Origin of the sequence: Rothia sp. HMSC078H08, from assembly GCF_001808955.1 — a bacterium.
Classification (GTDB): Bacteria; Actinomycetota; Actinomycetes; order Actinomycetales; family Micrococcaceae; genus Rothia.
Genome location: NZ_KV795257.1, coordinates 314,852 through 328,165, shown reverse-complemented (window position 1 = coordinate 328,165; position 13,314 = coordinate 314,852). Strand labels below are relative to the sequence as shown.

Sequence of the window (13,314 nt, the reverse complement as noted above, 5' to 3'; positions counted from 1 at the left end):
GAAGGTATCAATGGCTCAGAACGAGCAGAATTGGGATCGAGAGAACGCGGGTGATCAGCTGAATGAGCAGGTCACGCCGTGGTCTCAGCGCGCCTTCGCTGATGATGCTGTAGAGGACCCTGCCGGTGCATCTGCCGCTGAGTCTATAGAGGAGCCTGCAGGCGACTTCTCGGAAGACCTCGCGGGCGATCTTGAAGACGGCATCGCACATGACTTTGCGGACGGCTTCGACAATGATTCGAGCATCCTTCCCGGGTACACCCCCGTCTGGGCGCGTATCGCCCTCGAGTACGGGGAGCACTCCGCCGAACTGGCGGGCGACCTCGTCTACTCCAGCGAGAGCGACGACCCCGCGGTCGACGATGTTGCCGCAACTATCCTGAACCTCATTCGTGAAGCCCGCAGCATGCACGATGAGGTGAAGGCAGAAGACCCCGATAAGCAGCGCGCCTGGAACGACCGCACGAAGGTTGACCGCCTTGCCGCCGCCCTGGAGAGCGAAGAGTGGACCGTCGATAAGCTCACCGGCATGTGGGACGGTGCCCCCGCGCCCGCCGGAACCGGCGAATCGGATAGCCCCGAATACCTGCGCGCTCAGGATGCGGAGCGCACCGCCGAGAAGCAGCGCAATGAGCGCATCGAGCAGACCATGGAGCTGGAGGAGAAGATTCAGCGCCGCCGCATCATGGCTCGTTCCACCACCGATGAGGAGCTGATTGCCGCCCTCATTGAGGCGACTGCCGCCTCCCCGGAGCTGATTGCTTACGAGATGGGTGAGCATCAGGTACAGCTCTACGTGCTGTGCGCTGTGGATGATGAGGGCTACATGAACGTGCTGGAGGTCGCTGACGGCCACCTGCACGTGGGTACCCCCGTTGAGGATTACGTGGCGCAGCTGGTGGATCAGCTGCCGGTCACCGGTGCCGCCCTGGAGGGCGAGGCGACCGTGTGGGAGGAGCTGCCCGGTGGGCAGGGTGAGCTGGAGTTCCTGGTGGACGGCGACGCCGCCATGCTCGTCGACCTGCCCATTGACATGATTACCGGGCTTCTTTTGGCGTACCTTCCTGCCGGTACTCGGCAGGTTGTTGCCGCGCCGGCGGGGGAGTGGACTCTCATTTCTGCCGACCCGGTGGACCTGATGGCGCTGCTGGGCCTGCTGAACTGCAACGCCCTGATTGCTGAGGGCAACTCGAACCAGCAGCACCTGGTGGTCTATGAAGAGCCCGCCCGCGACCCCTACTCGGATGAGGAGTGGTACCTGGAGGCGTTCGGCGAACCCTACGAGAACATCGTGGAGGAGTTCACCTGGCAGCGTGTGCCTAAGCGCCTGAACCGTGCCCTCAGCCGTGAGGAAGTCGCACGTTTTGGCGGCGTGTTGGAGGATCTGCTGTCGGAGCTTCCCGGTAGCGCCCCGGAGCTTTCGGGTTCGAAGATTTTCGGTTCCGATGAGGAAGAAATCGAGCAGGGCATCGCTAATGTCATGGCGATGTTTGGTGTGGAGGCTGATTCCATTACCGGACGCCGCCTGAACGCGTACCTGCGCGATACGAGCAATATCCTGGCGCTGGAGTCGGTGCTACAGCTACTGGACGTTCCCACCGAGCTGGCGCTGGTTCCGACCACCGGTTTTGATGTGGCTTCGATTAGCACGGCTCGCGTCTTCGGCAACGAGGATGAGGAGCTCGCGCAGCCTGCGGCTGACTCTGCTGAGACTAACTCTGCCGACGCAGCTGATTCGGCTGATGAGGCACAGACTTCTGAAGCCCTGGACGTTACCTTCCCGCTGGAAGACTCGGTCGCCGAGGCTACTTTCTCCGAGAGCACCCCCGTAGAGGATGATTCTTTCGAGGATGACGAGGAGATTGAACCCTACCCGGGTAACTTCCCCTCGCCCATGGAGCGTAGCTACCGACTGGTGGCGACCGGCCGCCGCGTGACCCTCGCCGAGTGGATGGACGCCATCAGCGAAGGCCATATTCCCTTCGAGTACACGCACATGTCTTTCCCGAAAGACGCTCTTGATGAGGAAGAAGACTTCCTGGACTCTGAGCCGTTTGATGACTTCGAGGGTCCCTACGAGCAGGACCGTGATTTCGATAGGGACGACGCGCAGCCTACGGGTGGCAGGAAGTTCACCCCGGAGGAAGAAGAAGCTGTTCTTGCCCATTTGAGGGCTGCCCTCGCACCGTACTCCAGCCAGTCTTCCGCATCGCAGTCCGAGGCGAACCATGCTGAGGACGCGCCTTCTGATGCCGCGGGATCTGATGATGCACCGTCTGAGAACGCATCTGCTGAAGATGTTCCGTCTCAGGCAACGCAGGCATCCCCCTCCGCGTGGTCTGTCTCGAAGAAGCCTGCCTCGAAAAAGCGCCTGACTCCGGAGCAGATTCGTGCGAAGACCCGCCGCGTGGGTCTTGTCCTGGGCGCGGATGTGACGGCTCAGAGCGCTATTGCCCTGACCCTGGCGAATGTGGCGCGCCGCCGCCGCGCGCAGGGTAAGGCGAGCCGTAAGTTCTCGGTGGCTGCCGCGCTCTTTGCGCTGAACGCTACGGTCGAGTCGGCTCTGATTCCGACGGTTCTGCGTTCTTTCGAACAGACTCAGCTGAAGAAGCATGCCCGCCCGGTAGCGGATGCTGAGCTGGTGCATCCTGGCGATGCTACCTCGGAACAACCCTCGACCAAGCGCACTCTGATTGATGATTTGCGTGAGGGCCACTACCGCACGGTGGAGGATGCCGCCCCGTCCACGGAGCAGGCACCCTCTGGACTGCGTGAGCGTGCCCTGGGTATAGTGCGTAGCATCAGGCAGCGCGCTGCGAAGAAAACCGACCGCTAAAGGAAAGAAGCCATGAAGGATTCCTATCTGAGCGATGAAGAGCTGAAGGCTTTTATCGCGACCCTCCCCACGCGCCGTTTGGCGGCGGGCGCGCTGATTCGTAATGAGCGCGGCGAGATGCTGCTGGTGAAGCCGAACTATAAGGACGGCTGGATTCTTCCCGGCGGCACCGTGGAGGCTGGCGAGGCGCCCAAGCCCGGTTGTGAGCGTGAGATTGTGGAGGAGCTGGGCCTGGATGTGAAGCTGGGCCGCATGCTGCTGATTTTCCACGGCTTGTCGCTGGGCGTGTGGGGCGATTCGACCTACTACATGTATGACGGCGGCGTGATTGCGGCGGATACGAAGATTACCCTGCAGGATGCTGAGCTGGTGACCTATGAGTGGGTTGCTCCGGAGAACCTGGAGGGCTATGTGCGTCCGTCGATGGTGGAGCGTCTGCGTGAGTGCTACCGCGCCCTGGAGACGGGGGAGACTCTGGAAATGAGCAACCTCGACTAGCGGCCGGGCTCATCACGGGGCGCAGAACGCTGTTTATAAAGTGATGTTCGGTGCCTTGGGCAATTATTTTTCCGTGTCGCTAGCTTAAAATCTTGGGCTCTGATACCCTAGCTGAGTACCCGGCGACGCGCGACCCCTCTCTTCGCGCGCCGTTGTGTCCATAGAGGCGCCGTGAATGGCCCGCCCCACGGGTGCTGAACCGTGTGCCTCGCACCAAATTATGAAACAGGAGTAACCACTAAAGTGGCTGTTAAGATTCGTCTCAAGCGTATGGGTAAGATCCGCGATCCTCGTTACCGCGTCGTGATCGCTGATTCGCGCGTCAAGCGCGACGGTAAGACCATCGAAGAGATCGGTATTTACCACCCGACCGAGCACCCCTCGCGTATCGAGATCAACTCTGAGCGTGCTCAGTACTGGCTCTCCGTCGGCGCACAGCCGACCGAGCAGGTTCTGGCTCTGCTGAAGCTCTCGGGTGACTGGGCTGCATTCAAGGGCGAGAAGGCAGAGTCCAAGGTTCTGCCCGTCGAGGCTAAGGCTGAGTTCGTTGTTCCCGAAAAGGGTTCCGTGATCCTGCCCGAGGCTATCACCCCCAAGGCTGAGAAGGCTGAAGAGGCTGCTGAGGAAGCAGCACCCGAGGCTGAGGCTGAGGAAGCAGCTGAGTAATTATGTTGGCTGACGCACTCGAACACCTGGTTCGAGGGATTGTCGATCGTCCGGAGGACGTGAAGGTGCGCCTGCGCACTCAGCGTCACCGTGAAACCCTTGAGGTTCGCGTGCATCCGGATGACCTGGGCCGAGTTATCGGCAGGTCTGGTCGTACCGCCAAGAGCATCCGTCTGGTGATGGACGCTATTTCTGATGGCGAGCCGATGCGTATCGACATTATCGACACCGACAAAAAGCGACGCTAGCTCGTAAACGCTTGAAGCCCCCGCTCCCGGAGTTTTTCCGGAAGGCGGGGGCTTTCGCGTACCCCGGTCCCGGTAGCGGTCCCGGTTGTAGCGCGGGCGGCAGAATGCGCCCGTCCTAAGTGCCCGGTAGAATAGTGGGAGCCGTGCACGTGCACGGCGTAGGTTTTTAGCTTGTATCCAGCGGAGGAAAATTATGCAGGTTGTGGTGGCTCGTATCGGTAAGCCTCACGGTATTCGTGGTGAGGTGACGGTTCAGCTCTTTACTGATGCCCCGCAGGAGCGTTTTGCCCGCGGTGAGGTGCTCGGTATCGAGAATTTCAAGCCCGGCTCTGCTGCCGCTTCTGTGGCGCCTACCGGTGAGCTGACGGTTGCCGGTGCCCGCTGGAACAAGAAGATTCTGGTGGTCCGTTTTGATGAGGTGACTACCCGCAACCAGGCTGAGGAGCTGCGCGGTAGCCGCCTGGTTTACGAGGTTCCCGAGGACGAGGGCGATGAAGAGGGCTTCTACGAGCAGGAGCTGGTGAACCTGCCCGTGTACCTGCTGGCGGACGTTCCCGAGGGTGAGAGCCCCGTGGATAACCCGGCTGTGGGCAAGCCGCTGGGTAAGGTGACCGGTCTGCAGACCATGCCGGTTCAGGATTTGCTGCTGATTAAGCTGGCTCGTTCGCCGCGTCTTGCCTCCGGTGCGGGTGAAGAGATCATGATTCCTTTTGTTGAGGAGATTGTGCCCGAGGTGGTTCCCTCGACCGAGGATGAGCCCGGCTTTGTGTTGCTGACCCCTCCGGCGGGTTTGATTGACCTGGTCGAGGACGCTGAGCAGGATTCTGCGCAGGCGACCGAGCAGGCGGGGGAGTAGTCCGTGCGCTACGATGTGGTCACGATTTTCCCCGAGTACCTGGAGCCGCTGAAGCTGTCCCTGCTGGGTAAGGCGCGCGAGAAGGGCCTGGTGGACCTGCACCTGCACGACCTGCGCGATTACACGTTTGACCGTCACCGCACGGTGGATGACACCCCGTACGGTGGTGGCGCTGGCATGGTGATGAAGGCGGAGCCGTGGGGTCTGGCGCTGGACGAGGTGCTTGCCGCCTCCCCGCTGAACGCTTCCGAAGACTCTACTGAGGGTGCCGAGCCTGTCGAACCCGCCGCTGATACCCGCCCGCTGCTGATTGTCCCGTCCCCGGCGGGTGCCGTTTTCGATCAGGCGATGGCGTATGAGCTGGCGGAGGAGAAGCATATTGTCTTCGCTCCGGCGCGCTACGAGGGCATTGACGAGCGTGTGCTGGACTGGGCGCAGGAGAGCTTCCGCGTGATGCCCGTGTCCCTGGGCGATTACGTGCTCTACGGTGGCGAGGTCGCGGTCATGGCGATGATTGAGGCTATCACCCGCCTGATTCCGGGCGCGATGGGTAACCCCGCCTCCCTGGAGGAGGAGTCGCACACGGGCGGTCTGCTGGAGTACCCGGTGTACACGAAGCCCGCCGTGTGGCGTGACCGTGAGGTGCCGGAGGTGCTGCTGTCGGGTAATCACGGTGCGATTGCGCGTTGGCGTCGTGACCGTCAGATTGAGCGCACCCTGGAGCGCCGCCCGGACCTGTTGGAGGCGTACCCGGTGGAGCAGTGGGATAAGAAGGATCGCCGCTTCTTGGCTGAGCGTGGGGTGCATTTTGCGAACCCGGCGAAGGCGGCTCAGAAGAAGGCGAAGAAGAACCCCGCACCGCAGGCTGATAGCGCGGCTCAGGCGGCACAGCCTGATACTGCACAGTCTAATACCGTGCAGCCTAATACCGTGCAGACCCAGCCGGAATCCTAAGCTTCGAACGGGTGCCTGTGGGTGCCTCATAATTCTCTGAATGGGGGTTAGCGTCATATAACTGTTAGTTGGCGCTAACCCCTATTTTTTGTGCCCGCGAACCGTTATTCTGAGGTTAACCTCGCTAAGAACATAGCTCATCTATAGCTGATGCGAGGTTGTAACCCGCTTTCATCGTTGAAAGCATGTACTCAACAGAAGGAGGACACATGTCCGTTGTTAAGGTTCACCGTTTGGCTGTCGTTGGCGACAACCGTGATGAGCTGGAGAAGCGCTTTGCCGCTGCTCGCCACATCGCTGACTCTTTCCCCGGCTTTGAGGGTTTTGAGCTGTGGCGCCCCCTGGATGAGGGCGGCGACTACTTTGTGGTGACCCGCTGGGTTGATGAGGCAAGCCACGATGCGTATGCGGCGGCTCGTCGTGAGCGTGACCCGAATACTGTTGTCTCTCACGCTGATGGCACCATGAGCTTCGAGAAGGTGGAGTTCAGCGAGTAACGGGTCGCGGCGAGTAACCGGTCACTCTGGGGAATTAATAGATAAACCCCGCCGGTAATCGCTCTGAGCAGGGGTTTACCTCATTTTTATCTCAAATAGTGAGGGGCTGCACTAACTTTTCTGAATATTGCTTTAAGTGGGTATTAGCCCATGTGGAGGCGATATAAGGAGGGTTTAGGGCGGCCCCTCCTTGATTTTTCGGGGCTTAAAATCCGCAGGTATTTCGCTGTGATTGGATATGTGGGTTCGGCGCTATAAAACACCTGAAATACGCTCAATGGGAACCGGTGGAATACCTCAACCTAAAAGTGACACCGTGATGCAAAAAGGCTATTATTATTCCCGAGAGCACACATTCGTCCGTGCCGGTAGTTCGGGCGAAGACAGCGATCCCCTCTCAGCTACATCGCATGACGTAGCTGAGTCACTCAAGGGAAATATTCAGTGCACCCAGGTCAGCGCCTCCTCTGCATAGGAAGGTCTGGCAAGGGCGCCGACTCAACTATCACGTATTCACACAAGTGGTGCATGGTGCGGAACCCCGCAATATATGGGATGGGAGCTTGGTGGTTCGAGCGTTCATCGTGGTTGATGACCCTCCCAGCCGCGGATAGGAATGTGCTTTGCAAAGCGGGTGAGCAAGCCGGTGGTCCGGACCGGTGCTCGCCCGCTCCGCTGTTTAAAAGATTCCTTCAGGCCCTAATGCTTTTCGGGCACTGGGCGCTCGCGGAACTCGATGGGTCGCTTCGCCTTGGGTAGCGAGTACATGACGCGCAGATACGCATCCTCCACCAGCTCTTCTAGCACCCGCTCGGTCACGCCCTCGCCGGCTCCCACAGAGATCCAGTGCCGCTTATTCATGTGCCATGCCGGAATAATGCTCGGGTAGATGCGCCGCAGCACCTCCGACTCTTCCGGGTCGGTCTTCAGGTTCACAATGGGGTAGCCGATGCCCTCCGTGTACATGGCGAAGATCTTGCCGCCCACCCGGTACACCGTGTGCTCGGGCCCGAACGGCTGGTCAGAGGTTGCCAGCGGCATGGCGAGCGCGATGCGGTACAGGGTCTGCTCCAGGTCCTCGGGCCGCAGAACTTTGGGGGAGGGGTTTGTGCTCATAGCTTTGAGTCTAGTGCCCCGCACGGTACCCCGCCTAGCACGCAACCAAAAACTCTCGTACTGCCCGGCAAATCCACGCTAAAATAGGTAACTATGGCTGAATTTATTTATCAGATGATCAAGGCCCGCAAGACTGTGGGCGACAAGGTCATCCTTAACGACGTGACGATGTCGTTCTTCCCCGGCGCCAAGATCGGTATGGTTGGCCCGAACGGTGCGGGTAAGTCGACCATCCTGAAGATCATGGCTGGCCTCGACCAGCCCTCCAACGGTGAAGCACGCCTGACCGCAGGCTACACCGTGGGTATCCTCATGCAGGAGCCGCCGCTGAACGAAGAGAAGACCGTTCTGGGCAACGTTGAAGAAGGCGTGGGCGAAATCAAGTCCAAGCTGGACCGCTTCAACGAAATCTCCGCTCTCATGGCTGAGCCCGACGCTGACTTCGACGCCCTCATGGAAGAAATGGGTCAGCTGCAGGAAGCTATCGACGCCGCTAACGCATGGGACCTCGACTCCCAGCTGGAGCAGGCAATGGAGGCGCTGCGCTGCCCGCCCGCTGACATGCCCGTCACCCACCTCTCCGGTGGTGAGCGCCGCCGCGTGGCACTGTGCAAGCTGCTGCTGCAGAAGCCCGACCTGCTGCTGCTCGACGAGCCCACCAACCACCTGGACGCAGAGTCCGTGCTCTGGCTGGAGCAGCACCTGCAGTCCTACGAGGGTGCCGTCATCGCGATTACCCACGACCGTTACTTCCTCGACCACGTTGCCGAGTGGATCGCTGAGGTTGACCGCGGTAACCTGTACCCCTACGAGGGTAACTACTCCACCTACCTGGAGAAGAAGCGCTCCCGCCTCGAAGTTCAGGGCAAGAAGGACGCTAAGCTCGCTAAGCGCCTGAGCGAGGAACTGGACTGGGTCCGCTCCAACGCTAAGGGCCGCCAGGCTAAGTCGAAGGCTCGTCTGGCACGCTACGAGGAGATGGCTGCGGAGGCTGAGAAGACCCGCAAGCTTGACTTCGAAGAGATTCAGATTCCTCCGGGACCCCGCCTGGGTAACGTCGTTATTGAGGCTGAGAACCTGCAGAAGGGCTTCGACGGCCGCTCCCTGATTAACGGCCTGTCCTTCTCCCTGCCCCGTAACGGCATTGTGGGTGTGATTGGTCCTAACGGTGTGGGTAAGTCCACCCTGTTCAAGACCATCGTTGGCCTGGAGCCCCTCGACGGCGGCGAGCTGAAGGTCGGCGAGACCGTGAAGATCTCGTACGTTGACCAGAACCGCGCGAACATCGACCCGGAGAAGAGCCTCTGGGAGGTCGTCTCTGACGGTCTGGACTACATCCAGGTCGGCAACGTTGAAATGCCTTCGCGTGCGTACGTTTCCGCGTTCGGCTTCAAGGGTCCGGACCAGCAGAAGAAGGCGGGTGTGCTCTCCGGTGGTGAGCGTAACCGTCTGAACCTGGCGCTGACCCTCAAGCAGGGCGGTAACCTGCTGCTGCTCGATGAGCCCACTAACGACCTGGACGTTGAGACCCTCGCATCCCTGGAAAATGCGCTGCTGGAATTCCCCGGCTGTGCAGTGGTCGTCTCTCACGACCGTTGGTTCCTGGACCGCGTGGCAACCCACATCCTGGCGTGGGAGGGCACCGATGAGAACCCGGATCAGTGGTACTGGTTCGAGGGTAACTTCGAGTCCTACGAGAAGAACAAGATTGAGCGCCTCGGCCCTGAGGCTGCTAAGCCGCACCGCGTGGTGCACCGCAAGCTGACCCGATAGGGTTTGGTGGTAAGCCCCGCCTCCTGATGCTGTTATGACGCAGGAGGCGGGGCTTCGCTGTGTCTGCTGGGGAAGGGGTATAGTCCTGCTATCTCACGTGTTGTTCCGCTACGTGGTGGGTTATTCGTCGGTAGAAATAGTTCGCTCAGTGGCGACCGATATATCGTGGCGGATTTCATATTCACGGTTTATAATGGGTATGCACGTAAGTGCAACTGACACATGTGATTACGAAGAGAAGAGCATTATGCTTTCAAAATATAACTGGATGTCCTTGGTCACCGGTCTGTTGCTGATTGCAGCGGCAATCTACATGTTCGCCGATCCCGCTACTCCGCTGGTAGTTCTGGGTTATGTGTTCTCCTTTGCGGTGCTGCTCGGTGGCGTGTTTGAAGTGGTGCGTTACTTCGGCACGCCAAAGCAGGCACGTACCGGCTGGGACCTGGTTGACGGCATCTTGACCGTGGTGGCTGGTCTGATTCTGCTGAGCGCTTCGGCTGGTGCGCAGGCGACGTACATTCCGACTATTGTGGGCGTGTGGCTGATTGCGTGGGCACTGATTCGTCTGATGACTGCCCAGGCCATGAAATACCTGAGCTACGCCGCCGGACGCCACCTGCAGTTCTCTGCTATCGGTACCCTGATCCTGGGTTTGCTCGTGCTGCTGTTCCCGATGATCTTCGGCGTGGCGGCAGTATGGATGGCAGCCCTGGGGCTTCTGGTGACCGGTCTGGTGTTCGTGGGTGACTTCTTCGTTTCCCGCCGCACCAAGAGCACCGTGCATATTTCCCCGGACGGTGCGATTGACATCGAAGCTAGATAAGAGCTTCCTAACGGCTTCTAGACCGTACACTAGAACATAGGAGAGACCGTGTGAGACAACCACCTCACACGGTCTTTCTGTATGCTTTGACGCTCCGAGCTGTCGCTGTACCGGAGCCCTAACGGCGCCCGAGCTTTAGCGATATTCGGGCAGGCGGAACATCATTTCCTGCGCCACGGTCGCCACCAGCTCGCCAGAACGATTGAAAATCGAACCCTGCGCGAGCATCCTGCCGCCCTGCGCGCTCGGGGAATCCAGCACGTACAGCAGCCACTCGTCGGCACGCGCCGAACGGTGGAACCACATCGCGTGATCCAGCGAGGCGCTCTTGAGGCCCGGCTCCAGCCAGAACTTGCCGTGATGGCGCAGAGCCGGCTCCAGCGGCAGATAATCCGAAGCATAGGCGATAGCGGCGCGGTGCTCCGCCTCCGAAGCCTCAGAACCATCAGCATGCACCAGGCGGTCAAAGGTCTTGAACCACACACAGGCACGCGGCTCCGTCGAGGAAGAATCCGGCTGAGTGTACAGGGGCGCGTCCACGTGTCGCATATCAATGGGGCGTTCCCACGCGACCGCCTGTGCAATGGGGTGGGGGAGCTGGCCCAGATAATCGCTGACCATCGGCAGTGACTCGGGGTCCGGAACCTCCGGCATGGTCACTGCGGTGTGCTCCGGGCCGCGGCTATCAGACTGGAAAGACATAATCGCCGAGAACATGGGCGCCTCATCCTGGAACACCTGCACGCGGCGGGTCGAGAAGGAGCGGCTATCGTTCAGGCGCTGAGTGGCGAAGAACAGCTCACGCTCAATATCGCCGGGGCGCAGAAAGTAGGCGTGAATCGAGTGGATGTCCTTGCCCTCCACCGTGCGGTCGGCGGCAATAATCGACTGGGCAAGAACCTGACCACCGAAAGTACGCGGCTGTTCGCGGGTGAGCGTCACACCGGTGGACACTTCATCACTACCGAAGGAGGCGGGCGCCGCCTCCACGGGGGAGAGGTCCAGCATCCGCATGAGGTTTTGAGTCACAGTGGGCTTGGTCATGGTTTTATTCTCGCACGTTTTCAATGAGCCGGTTTCTGGCGTAGAGTGGGAGAGCATACTCTGAGACAACCACGACAGGTTGATTCGGAACATTGACTAGGAAATATTGACCCGGATTATCGATCCGGAACATCTATTTCACACACCATCGCATATATCACCCACCAACTTGCCACCGGGCAGGCTAACGCCGAAAAGGAGCAGAAATGACTACGCCGTCTGAAACTACCCCTGATACCGCACAGGACAACGCTCCCGACCAGAACAACGCGCCCGCACCTATCGAGCTCAGGTACAACCCCCACGAAGGCGTGGAGGAACCCTTCCTGATTCTGCCCGGCGGCGCCCAGGGTGCCGCAGTAGTCAAGGATCTTGCCACCTACATTTCTCGCGCCCTGGCGGTGAACCCGGACGCCGCTATCCGCCTGACCGCGCGCGGCCGCGTGGTGGCGGTATTCGCCTGCTCCCTGGAGCCGGAGGACGCCTCCTCGGAAACCCCGGTCATCATGGGTCTGCGTGCCCTGCACCTGCTGGCTGACTCCACCCTGGACATGACCGTACAGGCGCAGGCGCTGCTGGACCGTCTGGCGCGTCTGCAGAAGCAGGCAGAAGAGCAGGTTAACGAAGAGAACCCGCAGCTGGTGCTGTTCATGCCGCCGGTGACCGTCAACGCCAGCTGGGCGGGTAAGTCCGCCCCGCTCAGCGGCTGGTACGAGGTCGGTACCGTCCCGGTTGAAGAGTTCCACCGCGCCACCGCAGAGGGCCTGGAGGCGGTAGAACGCGCCCTGCCCGAGAACCCCGGCGCCGCGGTGCTGTCCACGGTGCGCTCGCGTATTTGGTCCTCCGATATGGTGCTGGAATACCTACCTGAGTTCGATACTGTGCTAGTACCGACCGGCGCGGCATTCGCCCTGCGCGTGTTTGGTTTCATCCCGGAAGGCTTCACGGGCGATCTGCCGTTGTTCGCGGCGCACGTAGGTTCGGAGGAGTGGCTGCGCATTGTGGCGCCCGCCGGTATGGTGCTGGTGCGCCGCGGTTCCGGTTCGCTGCTCTAACTTTCCTCGAGACATTTCTAGACTTTTTACGCTGGTGGTGTGGGCTCTTTGCCTACGCCACCAGCGGTTTTTCTATGCCGTATGACATCAACGGGGTAGTTGTAATAATGACATTCGATAGGGCATTACTTTACGAAAATAGGGTATTCTAGAGAGACTACGCCCTTTCACCGGGGCGTCTTTGACACACCGATTACCAGCCACACCGCACGGGAACTCTTCCGCCGCGCCCTCACCAGGCGCATTCTTCCCGTACGGATCGAAAGTGAGACCTATATGGATCTGATTGCAGTCGACATTGACGGTACCCTTGCCAGCAACCGAGATCAGATGGACAAGTACCTGACCGGTTTCTTCGCAAGCAACCGCCGATTCTTCAAGGCCATCCGCAACGCCACGGTCAATGTTGAAATTGCCGACCGTGTTCGCGAAATCGCGGCAGACACCGGCGCAGAGGTCGTAGTAATTACCGGCCGCGATGGCACCTACATGAAGGAATTGAACCAGTTCATCGCCCGCGCAGGTCTGGAACCCAAGCACGTGTTCGCTAAGCCCGGCAACGACGGCTCCAACAGCCCCGCATGGAAGGACTCCGTCATTGAGTCCCTGATTGCTGACGGCAACCGCATTATCCACGCTTTTGAAGACACCGACCACGAGGTGTACCTGCGCCGCGGCATTCCCGTCACCTGGGTCGCCCCGATTCGCGACTACATTGGCGAATGGCACTACGAGTCGATCGACATTGACCCGGTCGCCTGGGCTGCCGAGCAGCGTGAGAAGGAAGCCGCTCGTGAGCGTCAGAAGCGTCGCCTTGCGGAGGGCGTGCTCGCACACCAGAAGGCCGAGGCGAAGGAACGCCAGGCAAACGTCGCGGCATAAAACCCGCACACCAACTTGAGAGCTGCGGTGGGTAACCCACTCAAACGAATGAGGCGCCGGAAGGAT

The 13,314-nt window shown here is 60.1% G+C and carries 13 protein-coding genes; 11 read left to right on the top strand and 2 right to left on the bottom strand.

Annotation, left to right across the window (positions count from 1 at the left end; genetic code table 11):
- Positions 1 to 10: 10 nt before the first annotated feature.
- From HMPREF2528_RS08120 to HMPREF2528_RS08090, 7 genes are all read left to right on the top strand, one after another.
- Entirely contained in the window at positions 11 to 2,836 is a 2,826-nt protein-coding gene (locus HMPREF2528_RS08120; RefSeq protein ID WP_070543701.1) for a hypothetical protein, read from the top strand.
- A gap of 12 nt (positions 2,837 to 2,848) precedes the next feature.
- Positions 2,849 to 3,334 carry an NUDIX domain-containing protein gene (locus HMPREF2528_RS08115; protein WP_049342093.1) on the top strand — a complete coding sequence of 162 codons (486 nt, stop codon included), beginning with the start codon at positions 2,849 to 2,851 and terminating at the stop codon, positions 3,332 to 3,334.
- Positions 3,335 to 3,577: 243 nt separating this feature from the next.
- Entirely contained in the window at positions 3,578 to 4,000 is a 423-nt protein-coding gene (rpsP, locus tag HMPREF2528_RS08110) for a 30S ribosomal protein S16 (protein WP_005505689.1), read from the top strand.
- A gap of 2 nt (positions 4,001 to 4,002) precedes the next feature.
- Positions 4,003 to 4,248: an RNA-binding protein gene (locus tag HMPREF2528_RS08105; protein ID WP_005505691.1), complete on the top strand. Its 246-nt coding sequence runs from the start codon at positions 4,003 to 4,005 to the stop codon at positions 4,246 to 4,248.
- A gap of 193 nt (positions 4,249 to 4,441) precedes the next feature.
- The gene (gene rimM, locus HMPREF2528_RS08100) at positions 4,442 to 5,104 is read left to right on the top strand and encodes a ribosome maturation factor RimM (RefSeq protein ID WP_005505693.1); all 663 of its coding nucleotides are present in this window, start codon (positions 4,442 to 4,444) and stop codon (positions 5,102 to 5,104) included.
- A gap of 3 nt (positions 5,105 to 5,107) precedes the next feature.
- Complete coding sequence (trmD, locus tag HMPREF2528_RS08095; protein WP_070543700.1) at positions 5,108 to 6,058, top strand: tRNA (guanosine(37)-N1)-methyltransferase TrmD; 951 nt, start codon at positions 5,108 to 5,110, stop codon at positions 6,056 to 6,058.
- Positions 6,059 to 6,267: 209 nt separating this feature from the next.
- A complete protein-coding gene (locus tag HMPREF2528_RS08090; protein ID WP_049349078.1) occupies positions 6,268 to 6,555 on the top strand; it encodes an antibiotic biosynthesis monooxygenase family protein in 288 nt (95 codons plus the stop codon).
- A gap of 699 nt (positions 6,556 to 7,254) precedes the next feature.
- On the opposite strand, the gene HMPREF2528_RS08085 is transcribed toward HMPREF2528_RS08090, so the two are convergent.
- Positions 7,255 to 7,671: an MmcQ/YjbR family DNA-binding protein gene (locus HMPREF2528_RS08085; protein ID WP_049358458.1), complete on the bottom strand. Its 417-nt coding sequence runs from the start codon at positions 7,669 to 7,671 to the stop codon at positions 7,255 to 7,257.
- Between the two features lie 93 nt (positions 7,672 to 7,764).
- On the opposite strand from HMPREF2528_RS08085, the gene ettA reads away from it, so the two are divergent.
- Together ettA and HMPREF2528_RS08075 are read left to right on the top strand one after the other, a co-directional pair.
- A complete protein-coding gene (gene ettA, locus HMPREF2528_RS08080; RefSeq protein ID WP_005508129.1) occupies positions 7,765 to 9,444 on the top strand; it encodes an energy-dependent translational throttle protein EttA in 1,680 nt (559 codons plus the stop codon).
- Between the two features lie 247 nt (positions 9,445 to 9,691).
- Positions 9,692 to 10,267 carry an HdeD family acid-resistance protein gene (locus HMPREF2528_RS08075; RefSeq protein WP_246823919.1) on the top strand — a complete coding sequence of 192 codons (576 nt, stop codon included), beginning with the start codon at positions 9,692 to 9,694 and terminating at the stop codon, positions 10,265 to 10,267.
- A gap of 135 nt (positions 10,268 to 10,402) precedes the next feature.
- Here HMPREF2528_RS08075 and HMPREF2528_RS08070 read toward each other — a convergent pair whose 3' ends face one another.
- The gene (locus HMPREF2528_RS08070) at positions 10,403 to 11,311 is read right to left on the bottom strand and encodes an acyl-CoA thioesterase (RefSeq protein ID WP_070543698.1); all 909 of its coding nucleotides are present in this window, start codon (positions 11,309 to 11,311) and stop codon (positions 10,403 to 10,405) included.
- 206 nt (positions 11,312 to 11,517) lie between these two features.
- Between HMPREF2528_RS08070 and HMPREF2528_RS08065 the strand changes: the two genes are divergently transcribed.
- The gene (locus HMPREF2528_RS08065) at positions 11,518 to 12,366 is read left to right on the top strand and encodes a DUF8185 domain-containing protein (protein WP_049356725.1); all 849 of its coding nucleotides are present in this window, start codon (positions 11,518 to 11,520) and stop codon (positions 12,364 to 12,366) included.
- Between the two features lie 276 nt (positions 12,367 to 12,642).
- Positions 12,643 to 13,248 (top strand): phosphatase domain-containing protein, encoded by a 606-nt coding sequence (locus tag HMPREF2528_RS08060; RefSeq protein ID WP_005508133.1) that lies wholly within the window; start codon positions 12,643 to 12,645, stop codon positions 13,246 to 13,248.
- Positions 13,249 to 13,314 lie beyond the last annotated feature (66 nt).

Bases quoted from the DNA above. Each gene is read 5' to 3' on its own strand.
- HMPREF2528_RS08120 (WP_070543701.1), top strand. From the start codon at position 11: ATGGCTCAGAACGAGCAGAATTGGGATCGAGAGAACGCGGGTGATCAG.
- HMPREF2528_RS08115 (WP_049342093.1), top strand. From the start codon at position 2,849: ATGAAGGATTCCTATCTGAGCGATGAAGAGCTGAAGGCTTTTATCGCG.
- HMPREF2528_RS08105 (WP_005505691.1), top strand. From the start codon at position 4,003: ATGTTGGCTGACGCACTCGAACACCTGGTTCGAGGGATTGTCGATCGT.
- rimM (WP_005505693.1), top strand. From the start codon at position 4,442: ATGCAGGTTGTGGTGGCTCGTATCGGTAAGCCTCACGGTATTCGTGGT.
- HMPREF2528_RS08090 (WP_049349078.1), top strand. From the start codon at position 6,268: ATGTCCGTTGTTAAGGTTCACCGTTTGGCTGTCGTTGGCGACAACCGT.
- HMPREF2528_RS08085 (WP_049358458.1), bottom strand. From the start codon at position 7,671: ATGAGCACAAACCCCTCCCCCAAAGTTCTGCGGCCCGAGGACCTGGAG.
- ettA (WP_005508129.1), top strand. From the start codon at position 7,765: ATGGCTGAATTTATTTATCAGATGATCAAGGCCCGCAAGACTGTGGGC.
- HMPREF2528_RS08075 (WP_246823919.1), top strand. From the start codon at position 9,692: ATGCTTTCAAAATATAACTGGATGTCCTTGGTCACCGGTCTGTTGCTG.
- HMPREF2528_RS08070 (WP_070543698.1), bottom strand. From the start codon at position 11,311: ATGACCAAGCCCACTGTGACTCAAAACCTCATGCGGATGCTGGACCTC.
- HMPREF2528_RS08065 (WP_049356725.1), top strand. From the start codon at position 11,518: ATGACTACGCCGTCTGAAACTACCCCTGATACCGCACAGGACAACGCT.
- HMPREF2528_RS08060 (WP_005508133.1), top strand. From the start codon at position 12,643: ATGGATCTGATTGCAGTCGACATTGACGGTACCCTTGCCAGCAACCGA.